The organism is Conexibacter sp. DBS9H8 (assembly GCF_023330685.1).
Classification (GTDB): Bacteria; Actinomycetota; Thermoleophilia; order Solirubrobacterales; family Solirubrobacteraceae; genus Palsa-465.
This window is the reverse complement of record NZ_CP097128.1, coordinates 2,740,731-2,752,808: the sequence shown is the minus strand read 5'-3', so window position 1 is coordinate 2,752,808 and position 12,078 is coordinate 2,740,731. Positions and strand designations below refer to the sequence as shown.

11 protein-coding genes are annotated in these 12,078 nt (G+C 67.5%); 5 read left to right on the top strand and 6 right to left on the bottom strand.

Annotated features, from left to right (window positions below; genetic code table 11):
- The first annotated feature begins 6 nt into the window (after window positions 1-6).
- From uvrB to M3M55_RS13085, 4 genes are all read left to right on the top strand, one after another.
- Window positions 7-2,004 carry an excinuclease ABC subunit UvrB gene (uvrB, locus tag M3M55_RS13100; RefSeq protein ID WP_305883304.1) on the top strand — a complete coding sequence of 666 codons (1,998 nt, stop codon included), beginning with the start codon at window positions 7-9 and terminating at the stop codon, window positions 2,002-2,004.
- A 10-nt stretch (window positions 2,005-2,014) separates the two neighbouring features.
- Window positions 2,015-2,893, top strand: a complete 879-nt coding sequence (locus M3M55_RS13095) for a DivIVA domain-containing protein (protein ID WP_249009946.1) — start codon at window positions 2,015-2,017, stop codon at window positions 2,891-2,893.
- A gap of 71 nt (window positions 2,894-2,964) precedes the next feature.
- Entirely contained in the window at window positions 2,965-5,832 is a 2,868-nt protein-coding gene (gene uvrA / locus M3M55_RS13090) for an excinuclease ABC subunit UvrA (RefSeq protein WP_249009945.1), read from the top strand.
- Window positions 5,829-6,419, top strand: a complete 591-nt coding sequence (locus tag M3M55_RS13085) for a DapH/DapD/GlmU-related protein (RefSeq protein ID WP_249009944.1) — start codon at window positions 5,829-5,831, stop codon at window positions 6,417-6,419. Before uvrA ends, M3M55_RS13085 begins: the two co-directional genes overlap by 4 nt.
- Here M3M55_RS13085 and M3M55_RS13080 read toward each other — a convergent pair.
- The 5 genes from M3M55_RS13080 to M3M55_RS13060 form a co-directional block, all read right to left on the bottom strand.
- Window positions 6,406-7,032 carry a DUF47 domain-containing protein gene (locus M3M55_RS13080; protein ID WP_249009943.1) on the bottom strand — a complete coding sequence of 209 codons (627 nt, stop codon included), beginning with the start codon at window positions 7,030-7,032 and terminating at the stop codon, window positions 6,406-6,408. The two genes, M3M55_RS13085 and M3M55_RS13080, sit on opposite strands and share 14 nt — an antisense overlap.
- 66 nt (window positions 7,033-7,098) lie before the next feature.
- On the bottom strand, window positions 7,099-7,989 hold the full coding sequence (gene panB, locus M3M55_RS13075) for a 3-methyl-2-oxobutanoate hydroxymethyltransferase (protein ID WP_249009942.1): 891 nt from the start codon (window positions 7,987-7,989) through the stop codon (window positions 7,099-7,101).
- 14 nt (window positions 7,990-8,003) lie between these two features.
- Entirely contained in the window at window positions 8,004-8,396 is a 393-nt protein-coding gene (panD, locus tag M3M55_RS13070; protein WP_371878700.1) for an aspartate 1-decarboxylase, read from the bottom strand.
- Window positions 8,390-9,271, bottom strand: coding sequence for a pantoate--beta-alanine ligase (gene panC, locus M3M55_RS13065; protein ID WP_249009940.1), 882 nt, complete (start codon window positions 9,269-9,271; stop codon window positions 8,390-8,392). The genes panD and panC overlap by 7 nt, the downstream gene beginning before the upstream one ends.
- Window positions 9,268-9,996 (bottom strand): DUF2520 domain-containing protein, encoded by a 729-nt coding sequence (locus tag M3M55_RS13060; RefSeq protein WP_249009939.1) that lies wholly within the window; start codon window positions 9,994-9,996, stop codon window positions 9,268-9,270. Before M3M55_RS13060 ends, panC begins: the two co-directional genes overlap by 4 nt.
- 81 nt (window positions 9,997-10,077) lie before the next feature.
- On the opposite strand from M3M55_RS13060, the gene M3M55_RS13055 reads away from it, so the two are divergent.
- A complete protein-coding gene (locus M3M55_RS13055) occupies window positions 10,078-10,767 on the top strand; it encodes a uracil-DNA glycosylase (RefSeq protein WP_249009938.1) in 690 nt (229 codons plus the stop codon).
- On the opposite strand, the gene M3M55_RS13050 is transcribed toward M3M55_RS13055, so the two are convergent.
- Entirely contained in the window at window positions 10,749-12,071 is a 1,323-nt protein-coding gene (locus M3M55_RS13050) for a hypothetical protein (RefSeq protein WP_249009937.1), read from the bottom strand. The two genes, M3M55_RS13055 and M3M55_RS13050, sit on opposite strands and share 19 nt — an antisense overlap.
- Window positions 12,072-12,078: the final 7 nt, after the last annotated feature.

The following is a 12,078-nucleotide window of genomic DNA, read 5'->3' as shown; positions in this document are numbered from 1 at the left end:
GCGATTGTGCCGAAATTCGAGCTCGATGCCAGCTACGCGCCGACCGCCGATCAGCCGCGGGCGATCACCAGCCTTGCCGAAGGGATCACCGCCGGGGAGCGCGCGATGACCCTGCTTGGCGCGACCGGGACCGGTAAGACGATGACGATGGCGGCCACGATCGAGGCGGTCCAGAAACCGGCCCTTGTGCTCGCGCACAACAAGACCTTGGCGGCGCAGTTGTGCAATGAGTTCCGCTCCTATTTTCCGCGCAACGCCGTCGAATACTTCGTCTCGTACTACGACTACTACCAGCCCGAAGCCTACGTCCCGTCCAAAGACCTGTACATCGAGAAGGACTCTGCGATCAACCAGGAGATCGACCGTCTCCGACACGCCGCGACCGCCGCGCTGTTCGCCCGCCGCGACGTGATCATCGTCGCGTCGGTGTCGAGCATCTACGGTCTCGGTTCTCCTGAGGTCTATGACGAGAACCTCCAGGTGATCCGTCAGGGCGAGATGATCGATCGCGACCGACTGCTGCGCAAGCTCGTCTCGATCCAGTACACCCGCAACGACACCGCGCTCGCCCGCGGCACCTTCCGGGTTCGCGGCGAGACACTGGAGATCTGGCCCGCCTATGCGGAGACCGCCTACCGAGTCGTGCTCTTCGGTGACGAAGTCGAGCACCTCCAGCACTTCGACAGCGTGACGGGTGAGGTGCTCGAGGACGGGCTCGAGCACGTCGCGATCTGGCCGGCCAGCCACTACAACGTCCGCGAGGGACACATCGATGATGCGGTGGCCGAGATCGGGCGTCAGCTCGAGGCCCGGTGCGCGGAGTTCGAGCAGCAGGGAAAGCTGCTGGAATCCCACCGCCTCCGCCAGCGCACCCAGTACGACATGGAAATGCTGCGTGAGATGGGGTTCTGCAGTGGGATCGAGAACTACTCGGAGATCCTCGACGGGCGCAAGCCGGGTGAGCGGCCCTACTGCCTGATCGATTACTTCCCTGACGATTTTGTCTGCTTTATCGACGAGTCCCATCAGACGGTTCCCCAGATCGGCGGCCAGTACGAGGGTGACCGCTCACGCAAGAACACCCTCGTCGAATACGGCTTCCGCTTGCCCAGCGCGATGGGGAACCGTCCCCAGACCTTCCAGGAGTTCCTCTCGATCACGCCACAGATCGTGTTCGTCTCTGCCACCCCCGGGGAGTACGAGCGCACCCATGCGGACCGGATCGTCGAGCAGATCGTCCGTCCGACCGGGATCGTCGACCCGGAGATTGAGGTGCGTGAGACGCGCAACCAGATCGATGACCTGATGAACGAGATCCGAACTCGGGTTGAGCGTGACGAGCGCGTGCTCGTCACGACCCTCACCAAGAAGATGTCCGAGGACCTCAGCGACTACCTCCTCGAGATGGGGTTCAAGGTTCGCTATCTGCATTCGGAGATCGACACGCTCGAACGCATCCAGATCATCCGCGAACTCCGCCTCGGCCAGTACGACGTCCTCGTCGGGGTCAACCTGCTGCGCGAGGGGCTCGACCTCCCCGAGGTGAGTCTCGTGGCGATTCTCGACGCGGACAAGGAGGGCTTCCTACGCGGCGCGACCTCGCTCATCCAGACGATCGGGCGGGCGGCGCGTCATGTCGACGGTCGCGTGCTGATGTACGCGGACAAGGAGTCGGCGGCAATGCGTGCGGCGATCGAGGAGACCGATCGACGTCGGGCGATTCAGGTCGCCTACAACGAGTCCCACGGCATCACCCCCGAGTCGATCACCAAGGGCATCTCTGATATCGCTGAGTTTCTGCAGTCCGAATCCAAGGTCCCCAAGTCCAGGCGTCGGCGGCGCCAGATTGCGGAAGGGGTGCCGGCCGCTGAGCTTGAGAAGTCGATCGTCGAACTGGAGGAGGAGATGCTCGCAGCCGCGGAGGACCTCCGTTTTGAATATGCGGCCCGGCTCCGAGACGAGATCCGCGATCTGCGGCGCCAACTCGACCTCACCGTCGGGTAGTCTCTCGCACGTGGCTCTTGAACGACAGGTAATAGAGAAGAAGGATTTTCCGATCGGCCGGCGCGGATACGACCCCGACGCCGTCGACGCCCACCTCGCCGCGGTCGCGGACGAGGTTGACCGGATCAAGTCGACCTCGCGGCGGCGGACCGAGACGCTCGCGTCGGCCGCCTCGGCCCAGGTCAAGGCGATCGTCGAGGCCGCCGAATCGAGCGCGGCAGCGATCACCGCCCAGGCCGAGGAGGATGCGGCCGATATCCGCGCCGAGGCCTCACAGGAGGCGGCAACGGTCCGTCAGCAGGCGAGTGCCCAGGCGCGGGACTACGTCGGGCAGGTATCGGAGTCGACCTCAGTGATGCTCCAGCGCTTGGACGCGATGGAATCGGAGCTGTCCGCACTACTCGAAGCGCTGCGTACGGGCTCGAACCGGCTCAATGCCGACTTGCAACTGCTCGAGGGCAACCTGGATGAGGTGAAGACGGCCGTCGCGCCGCGTCCGAGGTTCGAGGCCGAACCGTCGAGTTTTGGGACTCGCCACCCACGAGCCGGGGCTGGTGCACTCGGTTCATCCTCGACGCGCGCGACCGCTCCGATCCTCGATGATGATGATGATGAGGAGGAGGAGGAGACGGCAACCGCCGCGTTTGCAGAGGTGCCGGTGCGCGCCAGGAGCGCCCGGACGCCGAGCGCGGAGGCGTCGTCCGAGAAGACCATGGGCTCGTTCGCCGTGGACGGCGACGACGATATCGAGGGGGCTCGACTTGTCGCCCTCAATATGGCGCTCAACGGGACGCCGCGGGAGGAGACCGACCGTTACCTGGCCGAGAACTTCCAGCTCGGGGACCGCGCACGCCTGCTTGACGAGGTCTACGCCTCCGTGGAGGGATAAGGTCAGCGGCTGACCGCATCGCTGGTCGATAGGGAGACGAACGTCCGTTCGTGCCCCTATCCTCTCTCGGTGTGGATCAGCTGATCGTCTCCGGGGCTCGGGAGCACAACCTCAAGGACATCACGGTGGCGATTCCACGCGGGTCGCTGACCGTCATCACCGGTCTGTCGGGGTCGGGCAAATCGTCGCTCGCCTTTGACACGATCTACGCTGAGGGCCAACGTCGGTACGTCGAGTCCCTGTCCGCTTATGCCCGGCAGTTTCTCGGCCAGATGGACAAGCCCGACGTTGACTCGATCGAGGGGCTGTCCCCGGCGATCTCCATCGACCAGAAGACGACCTCACGCAATCCGCGCTCGACGGTCGGAACGGTCACCGAGATCTACGACTACCTGAGGCTGCTGTGGGCCCGCATCGGACAACCCCACTGTCACCTCTGCGGGCGCCCGATCACCGGGCAATCGGCCGAGCAGATCATCGATCAGGTGATGGACCTCGCTGAGGGCACCCGGTTCATGGTGCTCGCTCCGATCGTGCGGGGCCGCAAGGGCGAGTACACCAAGCCGCTCGAGGAATTGCGCAACGAGGGGTTCGGACGCGTGAAGATCGATGGGGCGATCATCCGTCTCGACGAGCCGATTGTGCTTGACAAGAAGCTCAAGCACGACATCGCCGTCGTCGTCGATCGGCTCGTGATGAAGCACGACCTGCGCAAGCGGCTCGCCGACTCGATTGAGACGGCCGTGACGCTCGCGGACGGACTGGTGGAGATCGAGCTCGTCGACGCGCCCGCGGATGCCCCTGAGCGGATCCAGACCTACAGCGAGCGGTTCGCCTGCCCCGAGCACGGTCCCAGTCTCATCGAACTCGAGCCACGGGTTTTCTCCTTCAACGCGCCCCACGGTGCCTGTCCGCGCTGCACGGGACTCGGGGCCCAGATGGAGATCGACCCCGATCTTGTGATCCCCGATCCGGGCCTGTCGATCGCCCAGGGGGCGATCGCACCGTGGGTCGGTGGTGCCAGCGACTATTACGAGAAGCTCACGGAGGCGATCGCCGCGCGTTACGGGATCGACATCAACGTCCCCTGGGAAGAGCTTCCGGCGGCCGAGCGGGCCTTCTTCCTCGACGGGACCGGCGACGAGCGGCTGCAGGTCTCCTATCGGAACTCGTTCGGGCGCCGCCGCTCATACCAAACACGGTTCGAGGGCATCGTGCCCGCGCTTGAGCGCCGCTATCGCGAAACGGAGTCGGACTTCGCCAAGGAGAAGATCGAGGAGTACATGACTCTGCGGCCGTGCCCGGACTGCCGGGGTGCGCGGTTGCGACCCGAATCGCGTGCCGTTCTCGTCCAGAACACGGCGATCCATCAGTTCTGCGCCCTGTCGGTGACGCGGGCTCGCGCCTGGCTCGCCGATCTCGACCTGACCGAGCACGACCGGCGGATCGCCCGACTGATTCTGCGGGAGATCAACGAGCGGCTCACTTTCCTCGACAACGTCGGCGTCGGGTACCTGTCGATGGAGCGAGCCGCTGCGACGCTGTCGGGCGGGGAGGCCCAGCGCATCCGTTTGGCGACCCAGATCGGGTCGTCCCTCGTTGGCGTGCTCTACATCCTTGACGAGCCGTCGATCGGGCTCCACCAGCGAGACAACGAGCGGCTGATCGGCACGCTCCGGGCCCTTCGTGACGTCGGCAACACGGTGCTGGTGGTCGAGCACGATCAGGATACCATCCGTGCCGCCGACCATCTCATCGACATCGGTCCGGGCGCGGGCGAGCACGGCGGACACGTCGTCGCCGCCGGGACTCCCGCCCAGGTGGCCAAAAACAAGCGGTCGCTCACCGGGCAGTACCTCTCGGGCCGGTTGGCGATCGAGTTGCCCGCCCAGCGGCGCTCTCCCTCAGGGTGGGTGCGAATCACCGGGGCCGCCGAGAACAACCTCAAGAGCATCGACGTCGAGATTCCCCTCGGTGTGCTGTGTACGGTCACGGGCGTGTCCGGGTCCGGAAAGTCGACCCTCGTCAACGAGATCCTCTACAAGGCGGCCGCGAGCCGCCTCAACAGGGCGAAGCTCCGCCCGGGACGACATGGGACGATCGAGGGGCTCGATCAGCTCGACAAGATCATCGCCGTCGACCAATCCCCGATCGGCCGGACGCCGCGGTCAAATCCTGCGACCTACATCGGTCTGTTCGACCAGATCCGGGACCTGTTCAGCCGCACGCCGGAGGCTCGCGCACGGGGGTACAAGCCGGGTCGGTTCTCCTTCAACGTCAAGGGCGGGCGCTGTGAGGTCTGCGCCGGTGACGGGCAGATCAAGATCGAGATGCACTTCCTGCCCGATGTGTACGTCCCCTGCGAGCAGTGTCAGGGCAAGCGCTACAACCGGGAGACGCTCGAGGTCCGGTTCAAGGGCAAGAACATCGCTGAGGTGCTCGAGATGCCCATTGAAGAGGCCTTGGCGTTCTTCGCCCACATTCCGAAGATCAACCGGCGGGTTCAGACGCTCTTTGACGTCGGCCTCGGCTACATGCGCCTCGGTCAGCCGGCGACGACGCTGTCTGGCGGGGAGGCCCAGCGTGTGAAGCTCGCCGCGGAGTTGGCGAAGGTCGCGACAGGACGGACGATCTATATCCTCGACGAGCCCACGACCGGCCTGCACTTCGCCGACATCCAGCGACTGTTGGAGGTGCTGCAACGTCTCGTCGATGCGGGCAACTCGATCGTCGTGATCGAGCACAATCTCGACGTCATCAAGGTGTCAGACCATCTCATCGACCTGGGGCCCGAGGGAGGGGAGGGGGGAGGGATGATCCTCGCAACCGGGTCACCGGAGGTGATCGCCGCGAACTGGCAGACGACAGGTTCGGAAACCGGGCGCTTCCTCGTGCCGCTCCTGCCCGAGGTGCCGTCGGTGAGGCAGATGGCCGCGTGATCAGCCCGTCGGACGCCCGCCTGTGGCTGGTGAAATGGCGCTGGTACGGGAGAGCCCGGCGCCCGTGGCGCCGGGCCGCACTTCACTATGAGCTGGCGCGTCGGCGCGCCTACGCCAAGGGGCCCATCCACGGTGAGGCGCTCGAGATGCTCCGCGATGGCCGGCTCGAGATCGGCGAGCACGCGCTGCTTGAACCCGGGGTGTGGATCACCGGTGGACCGGATGCGCACATCCGCATCGGCGCCGGATCGTTCCTCAACCTCGGGGTGATGATCGCCGCCCAGCAGCGCGTCGAGATCGGCGCCTATTGCATGCTCGCCAACGGCTGCCTTGTCACCGACGCCGACCACCGCTTTGACGATCCGAACGTCCCCGTGCCCTGGCAGGGATTCACGACCACGGGGCCGACCCGGCTTGGAGACAACGTCTGGCTTGGTGCCCACGTCGTGGTGACCGGCGGGGTCAGCATCGGTGAGCGCGCGGTGATCGGTGCGAACTCGGTCGTCACTCGCGACATCCCGGCGCGTACGGTCGCCGCCGGTGTCCCGGCCCGGGTGCTGCGTCCGATTGACGCTAACCGTTCTTGATCACGATGCCCTCCATGATGTTCGCGGCGTGCTCCGCGGCATCGATGGCGGCCTCGAGGCGCTCGAACAGATCCTTCCAGCGGATCACGACCATCGGGTCGATGCCGCCGTCAAACAGCGAGGCGACCGCCTCCCGAGTGATCCGGTCACCCTCATTCTCGAGGCGGTTCACCTCAACCGTGTAGTGGGAGAGGTCACGGAAGCCACGGAGGCGGGGAAGCGCTTCGGAGATGTGCCGGGCGGCCTCCTTGAGCACCCGAGCGAGACGGATCGACTGGTCCATCGGCGCCTCGATCTTGTACAGATCAAGGTAGTCGGAGACCTCTTCTGTGAAGTCGACGATGTCATCGAGGGCGGAGGCGAGCGCGAGCACGTCCTGACGATCGATCGGCGTCACCGTGCTGTGGTTGAGCCGATCGATGATGTCGTGGGTGATCCGGTCCCCCTCATGCTCGCACAGGCGAATCTGCTCTCCCAGCGGCTTGGAGTCGGGAAAGTTCGTGAGCATCTCCTCGAGCAGGGTCGCCGCCTTGAACACGTTGACGCCCGCCTCCTCGAAGAGCTCGAAGTAGGCGCGGTCACGCGGACCGAACACCTGAGGCAGACGCGGCATGGGGGGGATGTTATGGGGTGTGACGCCGGGGCGGGTCGTGGGACCCGCCCCGACGCCGAGCCGCGCTCACAGCTCGCTGAGGGCGGCCCGGAAACTCGTCAGCACGGCCTCATCGATCCCGTAGCTGTTCTCTGGACCGGGGAAGCGGCGGCTGCGCACATCCTCGGCGTAGGCGGCCACCCCGGCGACCATCTCCTCCTGCAGGTCCGCGTAGCGGCGCACGAACTTCGCGCCGGCACCGTCGCGGATGCCGAGGAGGTCGTGGAAGACGAGGACCTGACCGTCGGTTGCCGGTCCAGCGCCGATCCCGATCGTCGGTACCTCGAGCATCGGGACGAGCTCGGCCGAGACGGCGGCCGGGATCGCCTCGAGAACGATCGCGAAGCAGCCGGCCTCCTGCAGCGCGAGCGCCTCGCGCACGATCTTCAGGGCGGCGGCGGTGCTCTTGCCCTGGGCCCGGAGCCCCCCGAGCGCCGCGCTTGTCTGCGGGGTGAGGCCGACGTGCCCCATCACCGGGACGCCGGCGTCGACGATCGCTCGCGCCCGAGCGACGGACGTCGCGTTGCCGCGCTCGAGCTTGACCGCGTCGGCGCCCGCCTCCTTGACGAACCGCATCGCGGTCGCGATCGCCTGGGCGTCGGACTCCTCATAGGAGCCGAAGGGCAGGTCACAGACGAGCAGGGGCGTGACGAGACCCCGGCGCACGGCGCGGGAGAGGACGAGCATCTCCTCGACGCTGACCGCGACCGTTGACGGGTGCCCGAGCACGACCTGGGCCCCCGAGTCGCCGACGAGCACGAGATCGACGCCGGCGGCGTCAGCGGCCCGCGCGGACGGGAAGTCATACGCGGTGACCATCACAATCGGCTCCCCGCGAGCGTGAAACCCGGCGAGCGTGGTGAGGGTCACCGGGGCGGGCGTGGCCCCGACGGGCGGGGCGGTGGGGGCGGCGGACATGGTGGGGGGTCCTTTCAGACGGCCGGCTGGGTGAGGAGCGTGGCGGGTTCGCGGTCGACCGCGAGAATCGAGTTGTCGGCGTTCACGTGCACGACGGTCGGGGTGTAGAACTCCAGGTCCTCGGGGTCATATACCCCGTAGGAGATGACGATGATCGTGTCCTGTCGATGGACAAGCCGGGCGGCGGCGCCGTTGACCTTCATCTCCCCGGACCCGCGGGTGCCCGCGATCGTGTAGGTCTCAAACCGTGCGCCGTTGTTGACGTCGACGACGGCGACCTGTTCGAACTCACGGATGTCGGCCGCCTCCAGCAGCTCCGGGTCGACGGTGATCGAGCCGACGTAATGGAGGTCGCAGTCGGTCACCGTCGCACGGTGGATCTTGGACTTGAGCATCGTTCTCAGCATGGGGCGGTCACCTGGCGGTTTGGTCTGGGGGCGGGGGTGATGAGACGGTTGTCGATCAGCCGGGTCTGTCCGACCCGTGCGGCGACGAGGGCGAGGACGGGGCCGTCGATCCGCGTGACGGGCACGAGGTCGTCGGGCCGCGTGAGGACGAGGTATTCGGGTTCCAATCCCGCCCGGCCGAGCACGGCGCGGGCGGCGTCGAGCACGATCTCCGGGCGGTGCTCGCCCGCGCTGATCAGCTCGTCGGCGACGTGAAGGGCACGCTGGAGGGCGAGTGCCCGTTCGCGGTCGGTGGGGGAGAGGTGAACGTTTCGGCTCGAGAGGGCGAGGCCGTCAGCCTCGCGGACGGTCGGACAGGTTTCGATTGTCGTGGGGATGTTGAGGTCGCGTACGAGGGCAGCGACGACGAGGGCCTGCTGAGCGTCCTTCTGCCCGAAGAACGCGACGTCCGGACCGACCATGTTCAGCAGCTTCGTGACGACGGTGCTGACGCCGTCAAAGTGTCCCCGGCCCCGTTGGGCACCCTCGAGGACCTCAGTGAGTCCAGACAGGGACACCGTGGTGCGAAATCCGGCGGGGTAGACCTCCGCCACCGTCGGCGCGAACAGGATGTCGGCGCCCGCACCGCGCGCGAGTTCGGCGTCGCGGTCGATGCTCCGCGGGTAGGCGGCGAGGTCGGCTCCGTCGTTGAACTGCGTCGGATTCACGAACAGGGAGACGACGACGACGTCGCAGCTCGCTCGGGCTCGCGCGATCAGGGAGAGGTGCCCGGCGTGGAGAGCCCCCATCGTCGGCACGAGCCCGATCCGGTCCCCGCCGCGGCGGCTCGGTTCGAGCGTCCGGCGGAGGTCGGCGACGGTGGTGACCGACCTCATGCGGTCACCGCTCGCGCCGCACGGGCGAGATCCTCGGTCGCCTGGACGAGGGCGTCAAACAGCGCGACGAGCTCGGGGGTTCGCTCGGTGAGCGCCTCGCGCTGACGAGCCACGGTCCCAACGTCGCCCCGGGCGATCGGTCCCGTGAGGGCTCGCTCCGGTCCAAGCGTCGCCCAGTTCTCGACGGCAGCACGGACGAGCGGGACCAGTAGATCCCGGGACACGCCCGCGGTCGCGGCGATCCGTTCGGCTGCCGCCTCGACGGTGACAAGGAAGTTCGCCGCGCAGCTCGCCGCCGCGTGGTAGGCGGCGCGGTCCTCCGAGGCGATCCGGAAGGGGCGCATTCCGAGACTCCGCGCGAGGCTCTGGGCCACCGTGAGCGCCTCGGTATCGGTCGCGTCGAGGGCGGCCCCGACGCCGGCGAGGGACGCTTCGGCACCGGTGAGGGAGGTGAGCGGATGGAGGCTGAGGCCCGATCGCCTGCCGAGTACGTCGAGTCCGAGGGCACCTGAACAGTGCCCAAGCCGCTGTTCGGGCGGAAACTTCGCGGCGACCGTCGCGATCGAGGCATCGGGGACGCAGAGCATCACGACGGTGAGGCGCTCGGCCATCAGGCGACCGATCTCCCCGCGGCCTACCGGACCGATGGCGTCCAAGCCCGCAGCGACAAGCGACGCCGCGAGAGCGGTTCCGAGACGGCCGGCTCCGAGCACGGCCACGCGCATGGGCTGAAGGTTGGGCGGTGAGGGTGGCAAATCCAGTTCTCCGCGGAGATACCGGTGAGCTTGCGATGATTGTACGTCACGGTGCCAGGCGACCTCGTCCATCTCAGCCCGAGCGAGCGTCGGGAGCGGCTCAAGGCGGTCTATGAGCAGGCCCGTGTCTGTCGTGACTGTGGACTGGCGGAGACCCGCACGACCGTCGTGTTCGGCTCGGGTAACGCCGACGCTGCATTGATGTTCGTCGGTGAGGCGCCCGGTCGGACCGAGGACGAGCGCGGGGTGCCCTTCGTCGGCCAGGCCGGGCAGCTGCTCGAGCAACTCCTTGAGGAGATCGGCCTGACCCGCGCGGACGTGTTCATCGCGAACACGCTCAAGTGTCGACCGCCTGGGAACCGAGACCCTCACCCGCACGAGCTGCAGGCCTGCCAGCACTACCTGTTTGCCCAGATCGAGCTGATCGAGCCGACTGTCGTGGCGACGCTCGGCAACTTCGCCACCAAGCTGTTGCGTGGTGACCCGACCGGCATCACCCGCATACACGGGCAGGCGGAGGAGCGGCTGATCGGTCCGCGACGCGTGCGGCTCTATCCGCTTCTGCACCCGGCCGCCGCGCTTTACACCCGATCGATGGTCGACGTCCTACGAGAGGACTTTGCACGCCTGCCCGCGCTGCTCGCGCTCGGCCCGCCGGTCCAGCCCGGTCCGCCGGCACAGCGCGACCCGCCGGCTGCGGATCTCGCAGCGGACGTGGAGGGTCAACTCGATCTGTTCTGAAACGCGGGCGGCCGCCGCGGGCCGGGGAGGAGAGCGAGGGTGAAGGCGAGCACCGCTCCGAGCGTCTGAACGGCGAGAACGACGGCGGCGAACGCCGCCGGACGGTGCGAGGCGTCCAACAACAACACCGGCTCGAGAGCGGCGACGATTGCGAGGGCGAGAAGAAACCACACGCGCCGCAGGGCGAGCATGTACTGAACGGCGAGATAGGTTCCCGCGAGCACGGTGAAGGCGGCGCCGAGGGGTAGCAGGGAGGAGGAGGCGATCGCTCGCCGTGCGCCGAACACGAGGGACAGCAGCGGGTGGGCGCCGACGGCGAAGATCGCCAGACACGGCAGCGCGCAGACGGCGATGATCGCGACTGATCGGCCGAGCACGGCCCGCGTGCCCTGCCCCGCCTGGGCCCGTCGGGAGGTCTCGGGGACGAGGTGGAAGCTCGCCCCCATCGCGACCCAGATGAGGACCTTCGCGGCGACGGCGGCGACCGCATAGGAGCTGTCGACCCGGTTGCTCATCCGGTGCTTGGCGATGATCAGATCGACGTTCTGGAGCAGCTGGATGACGGCGAGCCCGAGGATCGGGATCGCGGCGTGGCGCACGTGGCGGCCAAAGCCGAGTGCGGCACGGCCGGCGTCGCCCGGGCCCCAGCGGCGGTGGTCTGCGCCGGCGACGCGCCGGTAGACCCGCACGGCGCAGTAGCCGGACATTCCGACGTAGGCGGCGAGGGAGCCGAGGTAGGCGCCGGCGACCCCGAGTCCGATCGCTGCGAGCGTCACCCCGACGAGCAGTCGGACTGCCTGCTCGCCGATCAGGCTGAGGCCGACTCCGGCGAAGTCGCCGACGGACTGCAACGCGCCGCGGAGGACGGAGAGCTCGAGGTAGAGGCATCCGGCCGGGATGCCGGCGGCGGCGGCCCAGCTCCCGCCCGGGTCGTGGGCCACCCCGACGACGGAGGCGATGAGGTGTCGGGCGAGAATCGAGGCGACGGTTGCCGCGGCTGTGAACCAGGCGAGGGTGCGCCACCACCGTTCAAGGGTGTGCAGGAGGTCATCACCGGTCCCGAGACGGCCGAGAACCCCCTCACGGGCCGTCGCCACCTGGAGAGCCTGGCCAGCCACCGTGAGGATGATCAGGTAGCTGATGAGCGCAGCGAGGGCGCCGTAGTCGCTGAGCAGCCGGGCGAAGGCGACCGACGCGCCGAGGGCGATGAGATTGTTGGCGATCATCGCGGCCGCCAGCCACGCGGCCGTTCCCGTTTCCGAGCCACGCAGACGGTGCAGGACGAGGGCGATGCGTGACCGCATACATCTA